Raw genomic sequence first — 21,264 nt, forward strand, 5'->3', positions numbered from 1 at the left:
CTATAGCGGAGACAGGCTCCTTTCGCCACCGGCAGCCGCAATCCGCGCCCGCGCCTCCGCCGCGATCGCCTTACGCCCGGGGAAGTCGCGGGGATCGAAGGGGTCGCAGAAGTGGATGGTTGCAACGAACGTGCCGCGTCGGCGCAGGACGCGCAGCGCATGGGACGTGCCGGGCTCATCCCCGACCCAGGCGAGTTCCGCCGTGGCGGCACCATAATCGATGTGCACGGGCTGAACCATCACGCCCGGGGGCGGGGGATCGAGCACAGCCAGTAGCGCCGCCTTGAACGGCAACAGCGATTTCCCGTCGCCCGTCGTGCCTTCGGGAAAGATCGTGATCGCCCAGGCTTCCGTCAGCGCCTCGCGCAGGGCGTTGATCTGATCCGCGACTGCCATGCGGTCGTCGCGGCGGACGAAGATCGTGCCGTTCAGGGTGCAAAGCCAACCCACCAGCGGAACTGACCTCAGTTCCGCCTTCGCGACAAAGGCACTGCCGTTGCGCCCCGCCAGGATGGGGATGTCCATCCAGCTGAGGTGATTGGAAACAAACACCACGTCTCGCCGCAGCGGGGCGCCGACCGTTCGCCGACGCGCGCCGATGATCCGCGCAACGCCGCCCAGAAACCATTTCGGCCACGGCGAGCTCAGGCGCAGAAGCCGCCAAAGAAGGTGGAACGGAACGGCAAACAGCAGCGCCAGCACCAGCGCCGCTATCCGCAATGCGACGCGGATCAAGTGGAGTCGGTCTCGCCGGCTGCACGGGCGCGATCCTCGCGGCTTGCTTCGGCGGCGGGAACGAGCCGGAAGGCAGCGATGGCAGCGCCAAGCGTGATCGGCACGGTCACCAGCAAGGAGAGCATGCCGGTGGAGAGGCTGCCGGTTAGCGACGACACTCGACCCGCGAGGTACGGGCCAAGCGCAAGGCCCAGCAAGGTGGTGCCGATGAAGTAAGTGGCGGTGGCGGCGCCGCGCATGCGTGGCAGCACCAGATCCTGCGTTGTCGCGGCCGAATTGCCGAGGCCCCAGCTCGCCGTGAACTGGGCAAGGAAAAGGCAGGCATAGAGTATGAGGGGCGTGTCAGTGGTGAAGCCGATCGCCAGAAAGGGAACGGGCACGACGGCACCCAGTGCCACCATGATCAGCCGTCCGCCGGCGTTTCGTTGACGTAGCTTGTCGCCCAGGATGCCGCCAACCGTAACCCCGAGGAAGCCCGAAACGGCGCCCATTCCCCCCAGGATCAACCCGGCTTCGGCTGGCGATACGCCCAGTTCGCGCATGGCGTAGGGCGCCGCCCAGAAGCCGGCGGCGTAGCTGAGAAAGGCGTTGAGGCCGTACGCTACCACCGTGCACAGAAATGCCGGCGTTCCGACGATCAGCGCGAAGGTCGGCGGATCGCGATGGCGCAGCGCACTCGCCCAGGAGAAGACGGCGTAGCAGCCGATCCCTACCGCCAACCATTGCGGCAGTGGCTCGCCCAGCGTGACAAGAACCGCAATCGCTGCTGCGGTGATGGCCGCGGCGACCAGGTTCCAAAGCAAGGTTCGCGTACCCAGCCGAGCCGCACCGATCACGGTGAACGGCGGAACGATCGTCAGCAATTCTTCGAAGAACGCCTTGAACGGCGCGGGATGTGGCGGTTGTGCCAGCCCTTCAGAAAGGCCGCGAACAGGCTCACGCAGCGTGGCTATCCACAGCGAGATGACGATGCCGGGCAAGCCCACCGCGAGGAAAGCCGCCTGCCAGCCGGCCAGGCCGAACGGGCCCCCGTTTGGATAGGCGGCATTCCAGCTCTGCACGATCAGGCCGCCGATGAAGAGCGAAATGCCCGCGCCGACGTAAATGCCTGCCGAATAGATCGAAAGCGCGGTGCCGCGCAGCTTCTTGGGAAAATAGTCCGAGATCAGCGAATATGCGGAGGGACTAGCGGTCGCTTCGCCAACGCCAACCCCGATGCGCGCGGCGGCGAGCTGCCCGCCGGTTTTCGACAGGCCCGACAAGGCGGTCATGGTCGACCATAGCGCCAGGCCCACGCTGATCAGGCGGACGCGGTGCCAGCTATCGGCGAGCCGCCCGAGCGGAATGCCGAACAGCGCGTAGAAGACGCCGAACGCGGTGCCGTAAAGAAAGCCGAGATCCTCGTCGCGAAGGTTCAGGTCGCGCTTGATGTCCTCGGCCAGGATCGAGATCACCTGCCTGTCGATGAAGTTGAGGATGTACACCACGAACAGGATCGAGAGCACGTACCAGGCATAGCCTGTCGCGCGGTATTCGCCGTCCGTGGTCGTGGTCATCCTGCTCCCCTCGTGCGGTTCTTTGTGTCCGGGCGTAACAGACGATCAATCCAGGGGCCAGCGGGCGATTGGCTCGTAACTCGCGCCGCTTCGCCCCAGATGGCTTTCAAACAGGACCAGATGATGGAGCGCGAAGGGACCGCTCGTCAGGGCCGCGTGACGCGACAGCCACGCTTCCACTTCAAGGCCGGCGTTCACGCCGCGCGGCAGGCGGGCAAGCGTGATGTGCGGGAGATAAGCGCGTCGTTCCGGCTCCAGCCCCACGCGCACCATCGCCTGATCGACTTTGCGATGGAGGGCGGCGAGCGGCTCCTGCGGCGCAATGCCCGCCCATAGCGCTTCGTTGCGGCCCCGCTGACCGAACCGCCCGACACCGGAAACGGTCGCTTCCACGGCCGCGGCATGGATACCGCCCAGCGCGGCGGCGATGTCCTCGGCCACCGGTCGATCGACCGGGCCGATGAACCGAAGAGTCAGATGCAGCTGATCGTCGTCCTGCCAGCGGGCACCCGGTACGCCGTCCATCACATCGGCAAGCGCGTCGCGGATGGCAGGGGGCGGGCGAAGGGCGACGAACAAGCGGTGCATCGGCGATCACCTCTTTGTGACGAACTGTTGCCAACACGGCGCGAACTTGAACTTTGGGAACGTCCACGCGATATTCGAAGGCGTATCCGGCCATTTGCCGGACGAAGGAGCAAACTGACAATGGCTAACTGGTCCGACCCCCGTCCGACGGCGAATGCCTTCGGCGCGAGCGTACCGGGCACGCGCGGCACGACATATGATGCGGGTCTCCGCAAATACATGTTGTCGGTGTACAATTACATGGCATCCGGCGTGCTGCTCACCGGCATCGTCGCGCTGCTGTTCGCCAGTGGCGGGCGTGAAAGCCTCGCGGCGCAGATCTTCCTTGCGCCCGGTATTCTGAAATACATCGTGATGTTCTCGCCGCTGGCGTTCGTGATGGTGCTGAGCTTCGGCATCAACCGCCTTTCGACCGGTGCGGCTCAGGCGATCTTCTGGGCCTTTGCTGGCATCATGGGCGTGTCGATGTCGACGATCTTCCTCGTCTACACCGGCACTTCGATCGCCACGACGTTTTTCGCCACCTCGGTCGCGTTCCTGTCGCTGAGCCTGTATGGCTATACGACGAAGCGTAACCTCTCGGGTTTCGGCACGTTCCTGATCATGGGCGTCGTGGGCCTGATCGTGGCGTCGCTGCTGAACCTGTGGCTGCAGAGCCCGGCCCTGCAGATGGGCATCAGCGCGATCGGCGTGCTGCTGTTCGCTGGCCTGACTGCCTATGACACGCAGCGCATCAAGGAAATGTACGCCTACGTCGCCGGCACGGACATGATGGGCAAGGCAGTGATCATGGGCGCGCTGTCGCTCTACCTGGACTTCATCAACATGTTCCAGTTCCTGCTCTCGTTCCTCGGCAACCGCGAATAAGCGGCAGCGAGGCTGAGACACGGGGCTCGGCGGGGAAACCCGCCGGGCCTTTTTATTTGGCTCCAACGCCGATGAGCGCAGGAGCATCGGCGCTGAGTGAAATCATCCACGGGCAAGAAAGAATCTCGGCTCCGCCGGAAACACCTTAATGATCTCGCCGTACGATGCCGGCGCAGGAGCAAGCGATGCGCCTCTCGATCGATGTCCATCTCGACTATGCATTCCCGGAGCCTGCGGACGTTCTGCTGCAGATCGAGACGGCGGCGATGCCGGATCAGCGGATCGAGGCCGAATCGCTGGTCATCCATTCCGACAATCCCATTCGTGCGGTGGCCGGCGAGGAAGGCATCGGCCAGCGCTGCTGGGCACGTGCGGAGCAGCGGCTGGTTGCTGATTATCGGGCGATAGTGAGCGTCGAACGGCCGGCCGTTGATCTCGGATCGCTTCCCGCCACGCCGGTGCGCTTCCTGCCGCCGGAAACGATCCGCTACCTTCTGCCCAGCCGATACTGCGAATCTGACCGGTTCGAACATTTCGTGCGACGGCAGTTTGCCGGTCTTTCCGGCGGTATGCTGGCTGCGGCGCTCGTAGACTGGGTGCAGGGAGCGCTGGAATATAGCTCAGCCGCCACCGAGTCTCGCGGCAGCGCGCTCACCACCTTTGCCGAGCGGCGCGGCGTGTGTCGTGACTACGCGCACCTACTCGTCGCCCTGGCGCGATCGGCGGAGATCCCCGCGCGCTGCGTCGCCGTCTATGCCCCCGGGGTTGATCCTCCCGACTTCCATGCAGTCGCGGAATTGTGGCTGGGCGGCGCGTGGCGGCTTGTTGACGCTACTGGCATGGCGAATTGCGCAGACATTGCGCGCGTGGCGGTTGGGAGAGACGCAACCGACATCGCATTCATGACCATCTTCGGCACGGCATATCTGTTCGCCCAAACGGTCAACGTGCGCAGGCTCGAAGACCAGCCCTGATCAAGGAACAGGGTTCGTGCGTGGATCGTTGAGGATCCGTTTCAAAGGAGAAGCGCCATGCCGACCCAACAACCTCCGTCGCAGGACGCCGGTCGCGATGAATCAATCGCCAAGCGGCTCGACAAAAACCCCGAGAGCAAGGACGCGCAGCTAGACGCCGGGCTCGACGAATCCATGGATGCGTCTGATCCCCCGTCGAGCACTCAGCCCGGCCGTGCCGATCCCGCGCCGTCTTCCGGCTACAATGAAGAGCAGGAGCGGCAACGCGACGCATGATATGTTGCGCGAAAGACGCATCCGACGTCATTCCGTAATATTCCGCTGCCGTTCGTCGCATATGATGTTGCGGCGCGGCATGGGGCATGATCGTATCTAGCGTCGGTTTGCGGCGCCGGATGTTTGATGATCATCCTGGCATCAAGATCGACTTCGACAATGCGGGCGGGGTGGTCGCAATGAGTGCCAGGATGAAGCCAGCAGAAGGCGTGATGACGCTGGCAGAGATGAAGGAATTCGCGAGTTTCACCGCGTCGACGCAGCGCTACATCAGGCGCAGCCTCGATATAGGCCTGGACCGCGACGACGCGATGGCACGCTGGTCACGAGATGTCGTCGAGGCAGCCAGCATTCGCGCTCAGGCCCGTCACTATATGCGCCTGCCGGAAATCCGGGCGCTAATACCGGATGATAGCGGGCTTGATGCCGTCGAGCGGTTCCTGGGGCCGCTCACCACCGTCAGCGCGTTCGATCTGGGGCAGGAGCGGATTTCCAGCTTCTCGGCTTATCGCTTCCTCTACGAACGGCTGATCGGGGCCGCTGTTCGCCCCTGGCTTCCGGGAGCGTTCTGCGCCGCAGCAGCGCTGCCGCACCTTCATCCCGAGTTGCGGCGCAAGCTGCTGCAGTCGATCAGCGAGGCGGCGGCTACGGCCTCCGGCTGGTCATCGCGCCAGCCAGCATTCTACCCTTATTGGGTCGAGAAGGTGGAGGCGGGCGCGCTGCCGCACTGAACGGGTTGTGCTGCGTCGGCCGGTCGGGACCGCGACCGTGGTATCATCGGCACGAGCGCCATCCCATGGTGCCCCGGTCCGCTTGATCGAAATGCAGATGGTCGCGATGGGCGGCGTTGTAATCGGGTGAAAGGACGGTTGCGAACACGCGGCATGCTCCATCGCGCACATCACGAAGAAACGCTGCTTCTGGTCCCTTTTTCGGCCAATCGCCAACCAGCGTGATCCGTCGTCCATCCGCGAGCCTGAACCCCGATATGTCGACGGCATCGGCGGTGGCATGTTGGCTGAAATCGCCGCTGCTTCGACCATAAAGGCGTCGGCAATTGTAACTGCCGAGATGCTCGATCGCGGTGACCCGCATGCGGAAGTGGCGCTCCGCGGCTGGCTGTACCACCTCCCATTGCCACAGCGCCAATGCTGCGGCGACAGGGCAGGCGAGGCCAAGCCGCCCTGGAGTGAAGGGAGTAATGCGCGGATCGTCCGCCGCGAAGCGCACACCATCCGCATAGCCGCATCGCGCGCCCTCCCTGACTTCAGCGAGCGCGGTGTATTCGATGCCTGCCCGGTCCAGCAGCGCTCGGCAGCGTGGAAAATCATTGCCCAGCGGAACCAGCTTACGACCTGTGAACATGCCGATTGGCTGCGCGAGGTCGAGCGGCGCCCATGGCGTATCCTCGGGATGTTGCCTGAGCCAGCCATAAGCGAGCAGCCCAAGCAACCCGCTCACTGCTAGTATCACCAGCCAGCGCAGGATGCGGCGCACGCGTCCGCGCGCGCGTTTCCGGCGCGGCATCAGCCCCGCATGGCGCTCGCGATCACTTCCGACGTGACCGGGTAGCCGCAATCGTCGGGGATGCAGAGATGCTCTTCACCATTCCGGGTTTCCGACCATGGCGTAACGGTGCGGATTGGCGTCTCGTGCGCATGGGCCGCCGCCTCGGCAAAGCTGTTGAACTGCGCGAGACGTTCCAGATTGCGCCGGGTGGGGAAAATCACTTCAAGCTTCCCGGCATCGGCGTCTGCCAGAACCTGTTGTGCCGTTGCCCAGACAAGGCGGACATTTTCCGTGCGGTCGACCGTGGCGTGCGGCGCGTTGCGGGGCAGTTCGGCAAGATAGAACCGGGTGTCGAAGATTCGCATGTTGCGATGCGCCGGGCGCCAGCGCGCCCAGGGCACAAGCTGCTCCAGATCAAGCGTCGCCTCCGCCTCCGCCAGCGCTTCGGCCAGGGTCGCTCCCCCGTGCAGGGCAACCCGCATCTGCGCCAATCGCTCGGCCGCGGGCAGCGAGGAAAGGCCGATTGGCAGACCGGCCTCCTCGATCGTTTCACGCACCGCCGCGATCCGGGCGGCCATTTCGTCACCGCCACCGTTCAGCTCTGCCAGCACATGGTCGCCCGGATCGATCCGGCCACCCGGGAACACCATTGCGCCGCCCGCGAAAACCATCGCCTTCGCCCGCTCCACCATCAACAATTCGGGTGGGCCGTTCGCAGCTTCGCGGAAGATGATCAGGGTGGCAGCGGGAATCGCTTCGGGCAGATCGTCACTCATACGACCGACTTAACGACCCGCGCGCAGGAAAGTCACGCCGCGGCGCAGCAAAGTTCGTCAGGAAAGAGGGTGAATGCGATCAACAGACCGGCGGGTGGTGGAGCCGAGGGGAATCGAACCCCTGACCTCTGCAGTGCGATTGCAGCGCTCTCCCATCTGAGCTACGGCCCCGCCCGGAACCCGGCGAAGCCGGGAGCGTCGCCCTTAGCTTGGCCCGCGCGCTCATGCAACGCCTTCTGTTTCATCGCCGGCACGATCATCGGAATGGCTTGGCCGCTCGCCCGATGCAGCTGGCCGAAACCGCCCGCCAGCAGCGGAACATTCGCCTTCGTCATAACTTGAATCAGCACCGTGACCGGGCGTCACAGTCCGGCGCTGTCCGCAGACGTAAGGAGTTTGGACATGGGCTACGATCGTTACTCCCGTGGCGATTACAACGGGCGCCGCGACCCGCAGGACTTCGGCCGCGACTTCGGCTCGGGGCGCGACTACAGCTATTCCAGTGCACGCGAATATAGCGCCGCCGGCGCCTTCGATCGCGGCCGCAATCGCGGCCATGACGACGATGATGATCGCGATTACACGCGCAATTTCGTTCCTTATGGCGAGCGTGGCGACAACGACCGGAACTACGGATCAGGTGAGGGCTATGGCCGGCGCGGCGGTGGTCGCGGCTGGAGCGATCGCGACAACGATACGCGTGACTGGGGCGAGCGCAGCGGCAGCGGCTTCGGTTATGGCCAGTCGTCGGGCGATCGCTACGGCCGGGCGCGCTATGACTCGGATGACCATCGCAGTGGCTACGGCAGCAGCAGCGGCGGCGGCTATGGTGGTGGCGGCTATGGCGCGGGGCGCCGGTTCGACAACGGCGATCGCTTCCGCGGCCAGGAATATGGCGGCCAGCGTCAGCGCATGAGTGGTGATCGCATGGGCGGTGATCGCATGGGTGGTGGCAATCGCCAGCGTGGCGGTGGCTATCGCGGCGTGCCGCAGGGCTATGATTATGACGATCGCGGCTTCTTTGCGCGCGCTGGGGATGAAGTCCGTTCCTGGTTCGGCGACGAGGAGGCGGAGCGCCGTCGTGAGGCGGACATGCGCTATGACGAGCGCGGCTACAGCGATCAGGACTCCTATGATCGCGACTCCGATTATGGCTCCTGGCGCCGGACGCAGATCGCAGCGCTCGACCGCGACTATGACGAGTATCGGCGTGAGAACCGCAGCAAGTTCGAGAACGAGTTTTCAAGCTGGCGCACCACTCGCCAGACGCAGCGGGAATCGCTCAACAAGGTGACGGAGCATATGGATGTGGTCGGCTCCGACGGCACGCATGTCGGCACCGTCGACAAGGTTCGCGGTGACCGGATCCTGCTGACGAAGAATGATCCGGAGGCTGAGGGCCATCATCATTCGATCCCGTCGAGCTGGATCGCCAGTGTCGATACGAACGTGACGCTGTCGAAGACGGCCGACGAAGCGAAGAAGCACTGGCGCGATGAGGAGAATAACTCCGCATTGTTCGGCTACGGGGATCAGACGCGGAGCCGTGGTGGTCAACAGGGCGGGATTCAGAGCGGTAATCAGTCGGGCGGTCAGGATGACAATCAACGCCGCACGAACCTCGATCGCAGCTTCTCCGGCACTTATTGATCGAGACTAGCCAACCGCCAGCCGTTTCCCTCTGCGGCCAGGCGAGCGGGGAGCCCGGGTATGATGCCCGGGCTCTTTGCTTTGTGCCCGGCGCTCGGGCATGAATGCGCCAACCGGACAATATGGGAGAGAATGATGCCGCGTGCCTGGACTCTGCACTCGCGCCCCAAGGGGATGCCCACATCCAGCGATTTCGCGCTGATTGACCAGCCTTCCGCGCCGTTGGGCGACAATGAAGTCCGTGTCGCCAATCGCTGGCTCTCTGTCGATCCGTACATGCGCGGGCGGATGAACGACGTGAAGAGCTACGTTCCGCCGTTTGCCCTTGGTGAGCCGATGCAGGGTGGAGCGATTGGCGAAGTGGTGGAAAGCCGCGCCGAAGGCATCAAGGTAGGCACCAAGGTGCAGCATATGCTTGGCTGGCGCGAGGAGGCGGTGCTGCCCGCCCAGCATGTGCAGCCGCTGCCGCCGATCGACGTGCCAGAAGAAGCGTTCCTTGGTCAGTTCGGCATGCCGGGAATGACCGCCTATTTCGGGCTGCTTGATGTGGCGCAGGCGAAGGCAGGCGATATCGTGTTCGTCTCCGCCGCGGCCGGGGCGGTCGGCTCTACCGTCGTTCAGATCGCCAAAGCGAAGGGCATGACGGTGATCGGGTCGGCCGGCGGGGCGGCGAAGTGCGACTGGGTGAAGTCGCTCGGCGCCGACGAAGTCATCGATTACAAGTCGGATGATGTGGTGCAGGCACTTGCCAGGGCGGCACCGGAGGGAATCGACGTCTATTTCGACAACGTCGGCGGCGATCATCTCGACGCGGCGCTGCTCGCATCGCGCATGAACGCGCGCTTTGCGATCTGCGGCATGATCGACATCTACAATGAGGGCCAGCCCCAATCGCTTAAATATCTGGCGAAGGTCATCGGCGCTCGTGTGACGATCAAGGGCTTTCTGGTCGGAGACCATCTGGCCCGTGCCGCTGACTTCTACACGGATATGGGCCGCTGGCTCAATGACGGGAGCATCACCCGCGAAGAGACGGTGTTCGAGGGTCTGGAGTCGACACCCGACGCATTCCTCGGTCTTTTCACCGGCGCGAACAAGGGCAAGATGCTCGTTCGCATTTGATGCTGGCGACGGCGCTGCGGTTTCGGCCGCGGCGCCCGTTTGCCGCTCCGCTGATATCGATCTCGCCCGACATCAGCGCTGCGTGATGGCGGTCAGATCGCGCCGCTGAACGTATCGCACACGGCCGGATCGCCGCTTTCCAGTCCGCGCCGCAGCCATGCCTGTCGCTGAGCCGACGTGCCATGCGTGAAGCTCTCCGGCACGACACGGCCCTGCGCCTCGCGCTGCAGCGTATCGTCACCGATCGCGGCTGCCGCAGTCATGCCCTCTTCGATGTCGCCCGGCTCCAATCGGTTGCGGTTCTGCGCCGCCCAGACGCCCGCATAGCAATCGGCCTGAAGCTCCAGCCTGACCGACAATGCGTTGCCTTCCGCCCTGCTGGCGCTTGCCTGCGCACGCCGGACCTGTTCCGACGCGCCGGTCAAAGTCTGGATGTGGTGGCCAAATTCATGTGCCACGACATAATATTGGGCGAAGTCGCCAGCTGCGCGGAAGCGTTGCTCCAGTTCCTGGAAGAAACTGGTGTCGATGTAGACGCCCTGGTCCGATGGGCAGTAGAACGGCCCCATTGCCGAGGATGCCGCGCCGCAGCCTGACATGCCCTGGCCACCGTAAAAGACAAGTTTGGGCGCCTGGAAACGCTGTCCTGACTGGGCGAACAGCCGCTCCCAGGTGTTTTCCGCCGAAGAAAAGGCGTTGCAGGTCGATCGGGTGGCTGCGTCCACGGAGCAGGCGGCCGCTGCGCCGGATCCGCCCGCGCTTCCCGCGCCGCTGCGGCTGACCTGCGTCGGCGGCGCGCTGCCGCCACCAGTAAGCAGGCCGCCGATGTTCCCGAGACCACCGAACACGGCGAAGATCAGAAGCACCACCACGATGCCCCCGCAACCGAAGCGACTCCCGATCAGCGGCAGCAGGCCCAGCAGCAGGCCACCACCACCGCCACCGCCGAAGCTTTGCCCGCGTTGATCCTCGACGTTGATGTCGTTGTCGAAATCGTCGAGCCGCATTGCGGTGTTCCTTCGTTACCGGTGCGGCATGAATGCGCGAGGAGGAGGGGCGGTTGCAACTGGTGCGGGTTGATCATCCGGGTTCGATCGGCGCATCATCCGATCGCGATTGAACGGAGCCAGGGCAAAGGCCGAACATGCCCGGCCGCGCGGTGGGAGACGCACCATGTTTCTGAAGGGCAAGACAGCGCTGGTGACTGGTTCGACCTCGGGGATCGGATCGGCTTATGCAAGCGCGCTGGCGCAGGCCGGAGCGGCCGTCATGATCAATGGCTTTGGCGATGCGCAGGCCATTGAACGGCAATGCGCCGCATTGGCGGACGCGAGCGGCGCCCGGGCGGTTCACGATCCAGCGGACATGACGAAGCCGGAGGCTATCGAGGCGATGGTTGCGCGCTGCCATGCGGAGCTCGGCGGGCCCGACATCGTCGTCAACAACGCAGGCATTCAGCATGTCGCACCGGTTGCCGACTTTCCGCCGGAAAAGTGGGACGCCATTATCGCAATCAATCTCACCAGCGCCTTTCATGTGATGCGCGCTGCCATTCCGCACATGCGCGCATCCGGCTGGGGACGCATCATTTCCACCGCATCTGCCCACAGCCTCGTCGCCAGTCCCAATAAGTCGGCCTATGTCGCTGCCAAGCACGGTCTGGTGGGGCTTACCAAGACGGTGGCGCTGGAAACGGCAACTGATGGTATAACCGTCAACTGCATCTCTCCTGGCTATGTCTGGACCTCGCTGGTCGAGAATCAGATCCCCGACACCATGAAGGCGCGCGGCCTCACCCGTGAACAGGTGATCAACGACGTGCTGCTGTCCGCTCAACCCACGAAGACGTTCGTGACTCCGGATCAGGTGGCGGCCTTTGCGTTGTTCCTGTGCCGGGACGAGGCAGCGTCTATCACTGGGGCCAACCTTTCCATGGACGGCGGCTGGACCGCCGCGTGATCGCGGGCTAGCCCTTCTGTAACTGGGGAGGGGCCGGCAGCGTGAAGCGGGTGCTGATTGCATCGATGGCGGCGGCGACACTCGCTGGCTGCGGTGGCCGACGCCCGGCGCCTGCAAGCGTTCCGGCACCAGCTGCTTCGCCGGTCACCACCGGTGCGACCACAGCGCCTGCCGATTGGCGACGGATGGCAACGCTGGCAGATCGCGATCGGCTGCGTAAATGGCGGTCGACCTGGCTTGATGCCCTCAGCCGCGCTCGCGTCAGCGGGGCGGGCGCCGCGATCTCCGCGCAAGGCGCTTTGCTTTTGCCCGATGTGCGCCTCGCAGATCCGATGCCGCCGCCGGGAAGCTATCGGTGCCGCATGTTCAAGCTCGGTGGCAAGGCCGTGGGTATGCGCGATTTCACCGGCTATCCGCCGTTCACCTGTCGGATCGAGCGCGAGGGTTCGCTGCTCCGCTTCGAAAAGATCAATGGTTCACAGCGGCCGGTCGGACGCATCTTCCCCGATCCCGCTGGGCGCCCCGTGTTCCTGGGTACGTTGATGCTGGCCGACGAGACCCGGCCCATCGCCTACGGCCGGGACAATAGCCGTGACATGGCCGGCTTCGTTGATCGCGTGGGGGATCGGCGATGGAGACTCGTTCTGCCGCTGCCGGCATTTGAGTCCCTGCTGGACGTGATCGAACTGGTGCCCGCTTCCTCCTGAGCGTTCAGCGGGCTACTTCGTTCACTGCAGCGGGCGCATTGCTCGCGACCATCGGTGTGGGGCTCGCCTGCTTTTCGGCATCCAGCGCTGCCAGATATTCTTTGCCGTGACGGTCGATCACCGTCACCTGTGTTGCATTCGCCTGTGCCACTGCCTTCAGGAATGAACGCGGCTTCTTCATCAGACCGGGGAACTCCACCTGAGTCAGCCCGGCTCGGCGAGCAGCTTCCTGTGCGAAATGCACGCAATTGCGCGTGTTCATCCGGTAGGTGCCGTCGCCTTTCTTCTCGTCCCATTCATCGACGAGCCGCAGGATCGCGGCATATTGCGCATCGGTGAGAACCAGCGAAAATTGCGCATCGCTCCCTTCCATGTAGCTGCGCTTGGCAATGTCGATGCGCCCGCCAACAGGGCCGAACAGAATGGCCGGCGAAATCGCCTTGGGGGTAAAGCCATAGTTGAGGTCGACCGCCTCGCCGCCGGCATCCGGCGTGCCTCTCAGCGTAAAAAAGGCGTGCGGGAAGTGGTTGCCGAACTCGTGGCTCCAAAAGGTGATGACCACCGCCGCATGGGCGGGCAGCGCAGCCAGGGACAGCAGAAGCGCGGCGATCGTGGCGACAAATCGCGTCATGTCGCCGGTTCTGTCATTGTCCGGTCTGCCGCTCAAGTGCTTGCGCGATGCGGCGAAACACGGAAATGCCCGCCAGTGGCGAACCACCGACGGGCACCTTTCCTCCCCAGGAAACTTTCGGTCATCCTCGCCGCAGAGCCGCGCTGTTGACCGGGCGTCAGGTCGGCGTGCCGTAGCGATTGCTACGGCGACCGCCTCACGCCGCGAACTGGTTCATCGTGTTGTGGACGCCGCCCGCCTTCAGCGCGGCCTCCCCAGCAAAATACTCCTTGTGATCGTCGCCGATGTCGCTGCCCGACATATTCTGGTGTTTCACGCAGGCGATGCCTTCGCGGATTTCCTTGCGCTGCACGCCCTTCACGTAGCCGAGCATGCCCGCGTCGCCGAAATATTCCTTGGCGAGATTGTCGGTCGACAGTGCCGCGGTGTGATAGGTCGGCAGCGTGATGAGGTGGTGGAAGATGCCGGCCCGCGCCGCCGCATCCTTCTGGAAGGTGCGGATCCGCTCGTCGGCCTCTGCCGCCAGATCGGTGTCGTCGTAATCGACGCTCATCAGCTTGGCGCGGTCATAGGCGGACACGTCCTTGCCGGCCTCCACCCAGGCGTCGAACACCTGCTGGCGGAAGTTCAGCGTCCAGTTGAAGCTCGGGCTGTTGTTGTACACCAGCTTCGCATTCGGCACGACTTCGCGGATGCGGTCGACCATCGAGGCGATCTGCTCGATATGTGGCTTCTCCGTCTCGATCCACAGCAGGTCGGCGCCATTCTGCAGCGAGGTGATGCAATCGAGCACGCAGCGATCGGCGCCGGTTCCTTCGCGGAACTGGAACAGGTTCGACGGCAGCCGCTTCGGCCGCATCAGCTTGCCGTCACGCTCGATCACGACATCGCCGCGCAGGGTCGACAGGTCGGTCACTTCCTCGCAATCGAGGAAGCTGTTGTACTGGTCACCAATGTCACCCTTCTCCTTGGAGAAAGCGATCTGCTTGGTGAGGCCAGCGCCGAGCGAGTCGGTGCGCGTCACGATGATGCCGTCGTCGACGCCCAGTTCGAGGAAGGCGTAGCGGCAGGCGCGGACCTTCGCGAGGAAGTCCTCATGCGGCACGGTGACCTTGCCGTCCTGGTGGCCGCACTGCTTTTCGTCCGACACCTGGTTCTCGATCTGGAGCGCGCAGGCGCCCGCCTCGATCATCTTCTTGGCGAGGAGGTACGTCGCCTCGGCATTGCCGAAGCCGGCGTCGATATCGGCGATGATCGGCACGACGTGCGTCTCGTAATTGTCGATTGCCTGCATCAGCCGCTGCGCCTCGATCTCGTTGCCGCTCTCGCGCGCCTTGTCGAGATCGCGGAACATCATGCCCAGTTCGCGGGCGTCGGCCTGCTTGAGGAAGGTGTAGAGTTCCTCGATCAGCGCGGGAACGCTGGTCTTCTCGTGCATTGACTGGTCGGGCAGCGGACCGAACTCGCTGCGCAGCGCCGCGACCATCCAGCCGGAAAGGTACAGATACCGCCCCTTGGTGGTGCCGAAATGCTTCTTGATCGAGATGAGCTTCTGCTGCCCGATGAAGCCGTGCCAGCACCCCAGCGACTGGGTGTAATTGGCCGGATCGGCGTCATAAGCGGCCATGTCGCGGCGCATGATGCCGGCGGTGTAGCGCGCAATGTCGAGGCCGGTGCGGAACCGGTTCTGCAGCCGCATTCGCGCCACGGATTCAGCGTCGATCCCGTCCCACGTGCCATTGTAGCTGGCAACGAGCTGGCCGATCTGACTGGTCTGTTCCTGGTAGGTCATGATTGTTCCTGTCGCGGATGGTGGCACGCGGGACCGGTCCCGCAGTCTGGATCGGTCAGCCGAGGCGGCCGAGGCGGTGATAAAGGTTGGAGAATTTGGCCGAGCGGGGCTCGTCGGCGATCTTCTTGATATACTCGCCGATCGCTTCCTTCATGAGGCCGAAGTCCTCGGTCGAGAAAACGGCGCGGCTGCGCTGCGGGGTAGCGTCCATGGTCGTTCTCCTGTGTGAATGCTTACAACTGCGATCATAGAAACAGCATGGAGCCGGAATTCACAACGCGATGCCGAGGTGATTCGGTGTCATCGGGTCGCACGAGGCGACCGCGACGTCTGTGATGGTGTAAAGAATTGACAGGTGTCCGGCGGTCGGCCAGCATCATGGCATGGCAGAGCGCAAGCTGATGGCGGGGCATGTGGTACGGCGGCTGCGGCGGCAGCAGGCGCTGAGCCAGGCGGCGATGGCCGAGATGCTGGCGATCAGTCCCAGTTACCTCAACCTCGTCGAACGCAACCAGCGCCCCGTATCGGCGACCCTGCTGGTGAAACTGGCCGAGACGTTCGATTTCGATCCGCGCTCGCTGATGGCGGCTGAGCCAGGCGGCGGGCGCGACGCGATGCGGCGACGGCTGGCGGACCCGATGTTCGCTGACCTGGAGATCGACCGCAACGAACTGGAGGAATGGCTGGCCGCCGCGCCCGGCGGGGCGGAGGCCTTTGCGCGCGCCTTCGACCGCATGGGGCAGGGGACGGCGGCGGCGGCACCCGGCGATGATCCCGTGGCGCTGGTGCGGCGGGAGATCGGGCGCTGGCGCAACCATTTTCCCGATCTCGACGCGGCGGCGGAGGCCCTGGCCGATGAACTGCGGCTTGGCACCGGTGATTTGTACGGCGCGATTTCCGAGCGGCTGCGGGTCAAGCACAGCCTCGCGATCCGAATCCTGCCGGTCGACGTGATGCCCGACGTGCTGCGCCGGCTGGACCTTCACGCCCGCCAGCTTCAGCTATCGGAATTGCTCGATCCCGCCAGCCGTACCTTTGCCGCTGCGTTCCAGCTGGCGCTGATCGAAGCGCGCGGCGAGATCGATGCACTAGTGGCGGGCGCGGGCTTCGGTCAAATCGCCGCCGATCGCCTGTTCCGCCGCCATCTCGCCAGCTATTTCGCCGCCGCGGTGATGATGCCCTACGCCCGCTTCCTGCGCGCGTGTGAGGCGACCGGCTATGACATCGAGCTGTTGCAGCGACGCTTCGGCGCCGGGTTCGAGCATGTCGCGCACCGATTGACGACGCTGCAACGCGTCGGCGCGCGCGGCCTGCCATTCTTCATGATCCGCGTCGATCGCGCCGGGCAGTCATCTAAGCGCTATGCCGGGGCGAGTGGCGCTGCGCTGGTCGAGGCGGAGGGGCGCTGTCCGCTCTGGCACCTCCATCACGCCTTCGATCGGCCGGGGCATCTCGCGGTTCAGCTGGTCGAGCTGGAAGATGGAGAGCGGTGGCTGACGATGGCGCGCACGGTGACGCCGCAGGGGCAGCGCTATGGCCTGGTGTCGGCCGAGTTCGCGGTGGGGATCGGCGTTGCGGTGGAACATGCCGGCACGTTGACGGTCGCGCGCGGCTTCAATCTTGCCGGCCCCGCGATGCCGATCGGACTTGGGTGTCGCCAGTGCTTCCGTCAGGATTGCCCGCAACGCGCTGCGGCGCCGGCCGGCCGCGCGCTGACGATCAACGAGCGGGAGCGGCGGGTCAGCGCCCTGACCTTCGCGGGGGATTGAGCACCGGGGTCGTCCGCCGCGTCAGATTGCCTTGACAGGCTCGCCCACTGCCAGGGTTTCCCCTCGAGTGATGATGACCTTGTCACCCAGCGTCACCGTCTCGAACAGCTTCTTGGCAAAGGCCAGGGGCACGCCGATGCAACCGTGCGTCATATAGCCGTCGGCCACTTCGCTGGCGTGCACCGCGATGCCATCGTTGGTCAGGCGAAGCATGTAGGGCATCGGCGCGTTGTAGATGTTGGAGACGTGGTCCTTGCTCTTCTGCGTGATCGGGTAAACGCCCAGCGGTGTCGGCTTCGCATCGGCACCGAACAGGATCGCCGCTGCGCCGATCTCATGACCGTCGCGGAACACGCTGAGCACCTGGGCGGCGAGATCAACCGTGATGACGATCGTGCCCGTCGCTGGCGCGGCGCTTTCATCCCAATGATGCTCGCCCATTTTCATCGGGCCCTCGATCGGCAGGATCGACTTGATCGTATAGGCGCCCGGATCAGGCTCTGGCGCAGGACTAGGCTCGGAAACGAGGGGCGATGATGGAGCTGCCGCCGGCACGGTCTTGGCGACGGGTGCCGGCTCCGGCTCGGGTGGAGCGGTTCGCGTTACGGCGAAGGCGATGGCCCCGGTCGCAATGGCAAGCGGCAAGAGAAGGAGGCGGCCCCGGGGAAGCATGATCCTGTCCTAATGCGGGATGGTTGCGGTGGGCTGACGTGACAGGGTTAATGGCGGCACAGCCTCGAACGTCGCCAGCAGCATTGTTCATAGCCGGAACCGACGCGCTTGCGTCGCTATCCGCCGATCAATCAGGCACCCGCCGTGGTGAGGCGATCGAGTTGCTCGGTGGACAGCGACAGCGTCATGGCGGGCAGCAATTCCTCGACCTGCGACACGCTTGTCGCGCTGGCGATCGGCGCCGTGACGCCGTCCTGCGCGATCAGCCAGGCAAGCGAGATCTGCGCGAGCGTTGCGCCGGTTTCGGCTGCCACTGCGTCGAGCGCCTTCAGCACCTCGCCGCCCTTGCCTTCGAGCAACTCGCCCATCCGGCCTCCACGTACGCTTTTCGACAAATCGTCGCGCGACCGGTATTTGCCGGTGAGGAAGCCTGAGGCGAGGCCGTAATAGGGCACCACGCCTACGTTCTGCTCAACGCAATAATCCTGAAGCTCGCCTTCGAACCTGTGCCGGCTGACAAGATTATATTCTGGCTGGAGCACGTCATAGCGCGGCAGGCCAGCGGCGCGGGCCGCTTCGTTGGCGGATTTCAGGCGCGCGGCGTGAAAGTTCGATGCGCCGACGACACGGATCTTGCCGGCATCAACCAGGCGGCCGAAAGCCTCCAGCACGGCCTGCTGCGGCGTATCCTCATCGTCCTGGTGCGCGAAATAAAGATCGATGCGATCGGTGCCGAGCCGCTTGAGCGATGCTTCGCAGGCCGCCGCGATGCGTGCAGGCGCGAGTTTCTCGCCGCCCTCGCCGGGCAGCATGCCGACCTTGGTGGCGATCAGTACGTCGTCCCGCTTTCCTGATGCCTTCAGCCACTCGCCGATCATCGCTTCGGACTCGCCGCCACGATGGCCCGGCACCCAGGCGGAGTAGACGTCCGCGGTGTCGATCATCGTGCCGCCGCCAGCCACAAACGCGTCCAGCACCGCAAAGCTCGCCGCACGATCGGCGGTCCAGCCAAAGACGTTGCCGCCAAGCACCAGTGGCGCGATTTCAAGGTCGGAGGAACCCAGGCGCTGCTTCACTTCAAGGCTCCGTCACCAAGATTGTCGAGGGCGATGCTGTTGGCATCCAGCATGGCCGCTGCATCATTGAGCTGCCGTTCTTCATCTGCCGTTGGCGCGCCGGGCGCCGCGGGGTCGCCGGAACAGGCGGCGAGCAGCAAGAAGGGGAGCGCGAGCTGCGCCCCCCTGATCGTGCGGATCATCAATCCTTCAGCGAATTGCCAGCATCGGTCAGCGCCTCGCCGGTGGCGTCGGCTGCGCGATCGGCGGAGTTCGAGATGGCGTTGCCGGCCCGATCTGCGCCGCGCTCGGCCTTGGCGCCGGCATTGTCCAGGGTTGCTTCGGCCGAACCCAGCGCCTCGTCCGTTGCCGCATCCACGTCATCAACCGCGTTTTCGGTCGTGGCGCTCACATCGGAGCCGACCGCATTGGCTGCTTCAGCGGTCTCGTTCTGGGCCTTGGGGCTGCATGCGCCGAGCGCGGCAGCAGTGGCGAGGCCGGCGGCAATGGCGAAAAACTTCATCAACTCTCTCCCTCTTGTTTACCCGAAACCGCAAGCGGTGACAGCGCGACAAACGTGGCGCAGGCGTTTTGGCTCCGCAACGATTGTTTGCCACCCATCATCGCAGCGGAATCCGTCTTGGTTTGACGACATATAAAGATATCTTTATATGTGCTGGGGTGACCCAGGCGTTGGAAACCTTTCGAGCATTGGCGGACTCCTCGCGGCTCCGCATTCTTCGCCTGTTGCGGTCGATGGAGCTGTCCGTTGGTGAGCTCGCACTCGTGCTGGGCCAAAGCCAGCCTCGCGTAAGCCGGCATGTGAAGATCCTTTGCGATGCCGGGCTGACGGAGCGCCGCAAGGAGGGCAGCTGGGTCTTCGTCGCGCTCGGGGCGCCAGGTCTGGTCGAGCCAGTGATGGCTGCGATCGATGCCTTGGACGGGAAAGCCGCGGATGCGGAAGGGGCGACCGATGCGGCCCGCCTCGCCGCGGTCAGGGCGGATCGGGCCGCGTCGGCATCGCAATGGTTCGAGGCGCACGCGACCGAATGGGATGCGATCCGCTCGCTTCACATCGCGGAGAGCGAGGTCGAAGGTGCCATGCGGCGACTGCTCGGCGATGAACCGCTTGGCCGCCTCGTCGACATCGGCACCGGCACCGGGCGGATGATCGAGCTGTTTGCACCGCGCGCCAGCACGGCCTTGGGCATCGACCGCAGTTCGGAAATGCTGCGCATTGCGCGTGCCAAGATCGGCGAGCGCGGCCTGGCGAACGCGGAATTGCGCCAGGCGGACCTTTATTCGCTTCCCGTGTCGGATGGCGGTGCAGACGTCGCCATCGTCCACCATGTGCTTCATTATGCGCAGCAGCCGGGTGCCGCGATCGTCGAGGCTGCGCGCGCACTGGCACCCGGCGGACGGTTGCTCATCGCCGATTTCGCGCCGCATGATCGCGAGGAACTGCGCGCCAAGGATGCGCACACCCGTCTGGGTTTCTCCGACGCCCAGATCCGCGGCTGGTTCGACACTGCCGGGCTGGCGGTGGAGCAGACGGAGACGCTGGAAGGCGGCGAACTGACGGTGAAGATCTGGCTTGGGCGCAAGCCGGCCCCTGGCGGCATAAAGCAGCAGGGTGCCACAATTCACGAGGTAAAGGCGGCATGACCCTATCGATCAATCAGCTCGAGGAAGCGCGCCACGCGCTTGAAGCGCCGCTGTTCGCCGACGTGGCGGGCGACATCGACGTGAGCTTCGAATTCTTCCCGCCCAAGTCGGCGGCGATGGAAGCGACCCTGTGGGATTCGATTGGCACGCTCGCGCCGCTCGGGCCGCGGTTCGTGTCGGTTACGTATGGCGCCGGTGGCTCCACCCGGGAGCGCACGCATGCGACCGTGGCGCGGATCGCGCGGGAGACCGATGTGCCTGCCGCGGCTCACCTCACCTGCGTGGAGGCGACGCGCCAAGAGATCGACGCGGTGGCCAGCGAATATTGGGCTGCCGGCGTTCGCCACATCGTGGCCCTTCGCGGCGACCCCCCGCGCGCGGGGGAACGCTATGCGGCACACCCAGGTGGCTATGAGAATGCTGCCGCACTGGTCGAGGGATTGCGGCGGCTCCATCCGTTCGAGATTTCGGTCGCCTGCTATCCGGAATGTCATCCCGACTCCGCCGATGCGACGATCGATCTGGACAATCTGAAGCGCAAGATTGACGCGGGGGCGACCCGCGCGATCAGTCAGTTCTTCTTTTCGCCCGACGTGTTCTTCCGCTACCGTGATGCCGTGGCTGCCGCCGGCGTGAACGCGGAGATCGTGCCCGGCATCATGCCGGTCAGCAATTTTGCGGCTGTGCAGCGCATGTCGGCCATGTGCGGCACGGAGGTTCCGGCATGGATGGGGCGCCTGTTCGCTGGCCTCGATGATCTGCCCGGCGCGCGGCAGCTGGTGTCGGCAACCCTCGCGGCTGAGCTGTGCCGAAAGCTTTACGCCGGCGGCGTGAAGCAATTCCACTTCTACACGCTGAACCGTGCGGAGCTGAGCTTCGCGATCTGTCACTTGCTCGGTGTGCGCGCCAAGTCGGATGCGGTGCGCGTCGCCGCCTGAGCCATTGGAAGGGGCGGGGGCGG

25 protein-coding genes and 1 tRNA gene are annotated in these 21,264 nt (G+C 64.7%); 11 read left to right on the forward strand and 15 right to left on the reverse strand.

Annotated features, from left to right (window positions below):
- The 3 genes from LQ954_RS00590 to thpR are packed head-to-tail and all read right to left on the reverse strand — an operon-like array spanning position 1 to position 2,879.
- On the reverse strand, positions 1–735 hold the full coding sequence (locus LQ954_RS00590) for a lysophospholipid acyltransferase family protein (protein WP_231021406.1): 735 nt from the start codon (positions 733–735) through the stop codon (positions 1–3).
- Complete coding sequence (locus LQ954_RS00595; RefSeq protein ID WP_231021408.1) at positions 732–2,291, reverse strand: spinster family MFS transporter; 1,560 nt, start codon at positions 2,289–2,291, stop codon at positions 732–734. The genes LQ954_RS00590 and LQ954_RS00595 overlap by 4 nt, the downstream gene beginning before the upstream one ends.
- A gap of 45 nt (positions 2,292–2,336) precedes the next feature.
- A complete protein-coding gene (thpR, locus tag LQ954_RS00600) occupies positions 2,337–2,879 on the reverse strand; it encodes an RNA 2',3'-cyclic phosphodiesterase (protein WP_231021410.1) in 543 nt (180 codons plus the stop codon).
- A 120-nt stretch (positions 2,880–2,999) separates the two neighbouring features.
- Between thpR and LQ954_RS00605 the strand changes: the two genes are divergently transcribed.
- The 4 genes from LQ954_RS00605 to LQ954_RS00620 all read left to right on the forward strand — a co-directional run bounded on the left by LQ954_RS00605 (position 3,000) and on the right by LQ954_RS00620 (position 5,727).
- On the forward strand, positions 3,000–3,746 hold the full coding sequence (locus tag LQ954_RS00605; RefSeq protein WP_227771215.1) for a Bax inhibitor-1/YccA family protein: 747 nt from the start codon (positions 3,000–3,002) through the stop codon (positions 3,744–3,746).
- Positions 3,747–3,931: 185 nt separating this feature from the next.
- On the forward strand, positions 3,932–4,720 hold the full coding sequence (locus tag LQ954_RS00610; RefSeq protein WP_227771216.1) for a transglutaminase-like domain-containing protein: 789 nt from the start codon (positions 3,932–3,934) through the stop codon (positions 4,718–4,720).
- Between the two features lie 57 nt (positions 4,721–4,777).
- The gene (locus LQ954_RS00615; RefSeq protein WP_321576544.1) at positions 4,778–4,996 is read left to right on the forward strand and encodes a hypothetical protein; all 219 of its coding nucleotides are present in this window, start codon (positions 4,778–4,780) and stop codon (positions 4,994–4,996) included.
- 179 nt (positions 4,997–5,175) lie between these two features.
- Positions 5,176–5,727 carry a hypothetical protein gene (locus LQ954_RS00620; RefSeq protein ID WP_227771560.1) on the forward strand — a complete coding sequence of 184 codons (552 nt, stop codon included), beginning with the start codon at positions 5,176–5,178 and terminating at the stop codon, positions 5,725–5,727.
- Positions 5,728–5,770: 43 nt separating this feature from the next.
- Here the strand turns inward: LQ954_RS00620 and LQ954_RS00625 are convergent, their stop codons facing one another.
- The 4 genes from LQ954_RS00625 to LQ954_RS00640 form a co-directional block, all read right to left on the reverse strand.
- Positions 5,771–6,523: an extensin-like domain-containing protein gene (locus LQ954_RS00625; RefSeq protein WP_231021412.1), complete on the reverse strand. Its 753-nt coding sequence runs from the start codon at positions 6,521–6,523 to the stop codon at positions 5,771–5,773.
- Positions 6,523–7,281, reverse strand: a complete 759-nt coding sequence (locus LQ954_RS00630; RefSeq protein ID WP_231021414.1) for an NUDIX hydrolase — start codon at positions 7,279–7,281, stop codon at positions 6,523–6,525. Before LQ954_RS00630 ends, LQ954_RS00625 begins: the two co-directional genes overlap by 1 nt.
- A gap of 95 nt (positions 7,282–7,376) precedes the next feature.
- Positions 7,377–7,452 (reverse strand) — tRNA-Ala (locus LQ954_RS00635).
- Positions 7,443–7,616 carry a hypothetical protein gene (locus LQ954_RS00640; RefSeq protein ID WP_227771219.1) on the reverse strand — a complete coding sequence of 58 codons (174 nt, stop codon included), beginning with the start codon at positions 7,614–7,616 and terminating at the stop codon, positions 7,443–7,445. The genes LQ954_RS00635 and LQ954_RS00640 overlap by 10 nt, the downstream gene beginning before the upstream one ends.
- A 67-nt stretch (positions 7,617–7,683) precedes the next feature.
- Between LQ954_RS00640 and LQ954_RS00645 the strand changes: the two genes are divergently transcribed.
- Both LQ954_RS00645 and LQ954_RS00650 read left to right on the forward strand, forming a co-directional pair.
- On the forward strand, positions 7,684–8,931 hold the full coding sequence (locus LQ954_RS00645) for a DUF2171 domain-containing protein (protein ID WP_231021416.1): 1,248 nt from the start codon (positions 7,684–7,686) through the stop codon (positions 8,929–8,931).
- Positions 8,932–9,066: 135 nt separating this feature from the next.
- Positions 9,067–10,053, forward strand: coding sequence for an NADP-dependent oxidoreductase (locus LQ954_RS00650; protein ID WP_231022684.1), 987 nt, complete (start codon positions 9,067–9,069; stop codon positions 10,051–10,053).
- A gap of 92 nt (positions 10,054–10,145) precedes the next feature.
- Here the strand turns inward: LQ954_RS00650 and ypfJ are convergent, their stop codons facing one another.
- Positions 10,146–11,060, reverse strand: coding sequence for a KPN_02809 family neutral zinc metallopeptidase (ypfJ, locus tag LQ954_RS00655; RefSeq protein ID WP_231021418.1), 915 nt, complete (start codon positions 11,058–11,060; stop codon positions 10,146–10,148).
- A gap of 166 nt (positions 11,061–11,226) precedes the next feature.
- On the opposite strand from ypfJ, the gene LQ954_RS00660 reads away from it, so the two are divergent.
- Together LQ954_RS00660 and LQ954_RS00665 are read left to right on the forward strand one after the other, a co-directional pair.
- A complete protein-coding gene (locus LQ954_RS00660; RefSeq protein WP_231021420.1) occupies positions 11,227–12,012 on the forward strand; it encodes a 3-hydroxybutyrate dehydrogenase in 786 nt (261 codons plus the stop codon).
- A gap of 41 nt (positions 12,013–12,053) precedes the next feature.
- Positions 12,054–12,719, forward strand: coding sequence for a DUF4893 domain-containing protein (locus LQ954_RS00665; protein ID WP_231021422.1), 666 nt, complete (start codon positions 12,054–12,056; stop codon positions 12,717–12,719).
- A 4-nt stretch (positions 12,720–12,723) separates the two neighbouring features.
- Here LQ954_RS00665 and LQ954_RS00670 read toward each other — a convergent pair whose 3' ends face one another.
- From LQ954_RS00670 to LQ954_RS00680, 3 genes are all read right to left on the reverse strand, one after another.
- Positions 12,724–13,350 (reverse strand): hypothetical protein, encoded by a 627-nt coding sequence (locus tag LQ954_RS00670; protein WP_231021423.1) that lies wholly within the window; start codon positions 13,348–13,350, stop codon positions 12,724–12,726.
- A gap of 196 nt (positions 13,351–13,546) precedes the next feature.
- Positions 13,547–15,142 carry an isocitrate lyase gene (locus tag LQ954_RS00675; RefSeq protein WP_231021425.1) on the reverse strand — a complete coding sequence of 532 codons (1,596 nt, stop codon included), beginning with the start codon at positions 15,140–15,142 and terminating at the stop codon, positions 13,547–13,549.
- Positions 15,143–15,197: 55 nt separating this feature from the next.
- Positions 15,198–15,353, reverse strand: coding sequence for a hypothetical protein (locus LQ954_RS00680; protein ID WP_164518819.1), 156 nt, complete (start codon positions 15,351–15,353; stop codon positions 15,198–15,200).
- Positions 15,354–15,525: 172 nt separating this feature from the next.
- Here LQ954_RS00680 and LQ954_RS00685 point away from each other — a divergent pair, with 172 nt between their 5' ends.
- Positions 15,526–16,911, forward strand: coding sequence for a helix-turn-helix domain-containing protein (locus tag LQ954_RS00685; protein ID WP_231021427.1), 1,386 nt, complete (start codon positions 15,526–15,528; stop codon positions 16,909–16,911).
- 21 nt (positions 16,912–16,932) lie between these two features.
- On the opposite strand, the gene LQ954_RS00690 is transcribed toward LQ954_RS00685, so the two are convergent.
- The 4 genes from LQ954_RS00690 to LQ954_RS00705 all read right to left on the reverse strand — a co-directional run bounded on the left by LQ954_RS00690 (position 16,933) and on the right by LQ954_RS00705 (position 19,161).
- Entirely contained in the window at positions 16,933–17,583 is a 651-nt protein-coding gene (locus tag LQ954_RS00690) for a L,D-transpeptidase family protein (RefSeq protein ID WP_231021429.1), read from the reverse strand.
- 131 nt (positions 17,584–17,714) lie between these two features.
- On the reverse strand, positions 17,715–18,659 hold the full coding sequence (locus LQ954_RS00695) for an aldo/keto reductase (RefSeq protein ID WP_231021431.1): 945 nt from the start codon (positions 18,657–18,659) through the stop codon (positions 17,715–17,717).
- Positions 18,656–18,841, reverse strand: coding sequence for a hypothetical protein (locus tag LQ954_RS00700; RefSeq protein WP_231021433.1), 186 nt, complete (start codon positions 18,839–18,841; stop codon positions 18,656–18,658). Before LQ954_RS00700 ends, LQ954_RS00695 begins: the two co-directional genes overlap by 4 nt.
- A complete protein-coding gene (locus LQ954_RS00705; RefSeq protein ID WP_227771231.1) occupies positions 18,841–19,161 on the reverse strand; it encodes a hypothetical protein in 321 nt (106 codons plus the stop codon). Before LQ954_RS00705 ends, LQ954_RS00700 begins: the two co-directional genes overlap by 1 nt.
- Positions 19,162–19,319: 158 nt before the next feature.
- Between LQ954_RS00705 and LQ954_RS00710 the strand changes: the two genes are divergently transcribed.
- The gene (locus LQ954_RS00710; RefSeq protein ID WP_227771232.1) at positions 19,320–20,303 is read left to right on the forward strand and encodes an ArsR/SmtB family transcription factor; all 984 of its coding nucleotides are present in this window, start codon (positions 19,320–19,322) and stop codon (positions 20,301–20,303) included.
- Positions 20,300–21,241: a methylenetetrahydrofolate reductase [NAD(P)H] gene (gene metF, locus LQ954_RS00715; protein WP_227771233.1), complete on the forward strand. Its 942-nt coding sequence runs from the start codon at positions 20,300–20,302 to the stop codon at positions 21,239–21,241. Before LQ954_RS00710 ends, metF begins: the two co-directional genes overlap by 4 nt.
- Positions 21,242–21,264 lie beyond the last annotated feature (23 nt).

This window comes from Sphingomonas sp. IC-11 (genome assembly GCF_021043365.1).
GTDB lineage: Bacteria > Pseudomonadota > Alphaproteobacteria > Sphingomonadales > Sphingomonadaceae > Sphingomonas.

What these genes read in the sequence shown, in the direction of transcription:
- LQ954_RS00675 (WP_231021425.1), bottom strand. Translation starts at nt 15,142, where the DNA reads ATGACCTACCAGGAACAGACCAGTCAGATCGGCCAGCTCGTTGCCAGC.
- LQ954_RS00630 (WP_231021414.1), bottom strand. Translation starts at nt 7,281, where the DNA reads ATGAGTGACGATCTGCCCGAAGCGATTCCCGCTGCCACCCTGATCATC.
- LQ954_RS00685 (WP_231021427.1), top strand. Translation starts at nt 15,526, where the DNA reads ATGGCAGAGCGCAAGCTGATGGCGGGGCATGTGGTACGGCGGCTGCGG.
- LQ954_RS00610 (WP_227771216.1), top strand. Translation starts at nt 3,932, where the DNA reads ATGCGCCTCTCGATCGATGTCCATCTCGACTATGCATTCCCGGAGCCT.
- LQ954_RS00595 (WP_231021408.1), bottom strand. Translation starts at nt 2,291, where the DNA reads ATGACCACGACCACGGACGGCGAATACCGCGCGACAGGCTATGCCTGG.
- LQ954_RS00620 (WP_227771560.1), top strand. Translation starts at nt 5,176, where the DNA reads ATGAGTGCCAGGATGAAGCCAGCAGAAGGCGTGATGACGCTGGCAGAG.
- LQ954_RS00605 (WP_227771215.1), top strand. Translation starts at nt 3,000, where the DNA reads ATGGCTAACTGGTCCGACCCCCGTCCGACGGCGAATGCCTTCGGCGCG.
- metF (WP_227771233.1), top strand. Translation starts at nt 20,300, where the DNA reads ATGACCCTATCGATCAATCAGCTCGAGGAAGCGCGCCACGCGCTTGAA.
- LQ954_RS00615 (WP_321576544.1), top strand. Translation starts at nt 4,778, where the DNA reads ATGCCGACCCAACAACCTCCGTCGCAGGACGCCGGTCGCGATGAATCA.
- ypfJ (WP_231021418.1), bottom strand. Translation starts at nt 11,060, where the DNA reads ATGCGGCTCGACGATTTCGACAACGACATCAACGTCGAGGATCAACGC.
- LQ954_RS00625 (WP_231021412.1), bottom strand. Translation starts at nt 6,523, where the DNA reads ATGCCGCGCCGGAAACGCGCGCGCGGACGCGTGCGCCGCATCCTGCGC.
- LQ954_RS00680 (WP_164518819.1), bottom strand. Translation starts at nt 15,353, where the DNA reads ATGGACGCTACCCCGCAGCGCAGCCGCGCCGTTTTCTCGACCGAGGAC.
- LQ954_RS00660 (WP_231021420.1), top strand. Translation starts at nt 11,227, where the DNA reads ATGTTTCTGAAGGGCAAGACAGCGCTGGTGACTGGTTCGACCTCGGGG.
- LQ954_RS00645 (WP_231021416.1), top strand. Translation starts at nt 7,684, where the DNA reads ATGGGCTACGATCGTTACTCCCGTGGCGATTACAACGGGCGCCGCGAC.
- LQ954_RS00700 (WP_231021433.1), bottom strand. Translation starts at nt 18,841, where the DNA reads ATGATCCGCACGATCAGGGGGGCGCAGCTCGCGCTCCCCTTCTTGCTG.
- LQ954_RS00650 (WP_231022684.1), top strand. Translation starts at nt 9,067, where the DNA reads ATGCCGCGTGCCTGGACTCTGCACTCGCGCCCCAAGGGGATGCCCACA.
- LQ954_RS00640 (WP_227771219.1), bottom strand. Translation starts at nt 7,616, where the DNA reads ATGACGAAGGCGAATGTTCCGCTGCTGGCGGGCGGTTTCGGCCAGCTG.
- LQ954_RS00690 (WP_231021429.1), bottom strand. Translation starts at nt 17,583, where the DNA reads ATGCTTCCCCGGGGCCGCCTCCTTCTCTTGCCGCTTGCCATTGCGACC.
- LQ954_RS00705 (WP_227771231.1), bottom strand. Translation starts at nt 19,161, where the DNA reads ATGAAGTTTTTCGCCATTGCCGCCGGCCTCGCCACTGCTGCCGCGCTC.
- thpR (WP_231021410.1), bottom strand. Translation starts at nt 2,879, where the DNA reads ATGCACCGCTTGTTCGTCGCCCTTCGCCCGCCCCCTGCCATCCGCGAC.
- LQ954_RS00670 (WP_231021423.1), bottom strand. Translation starts at nt 13,350, where the DNA reads ATGACGCGATTTGTCGCCACGATCGCCGCGCTTCTGCTGTCCCTGGCT.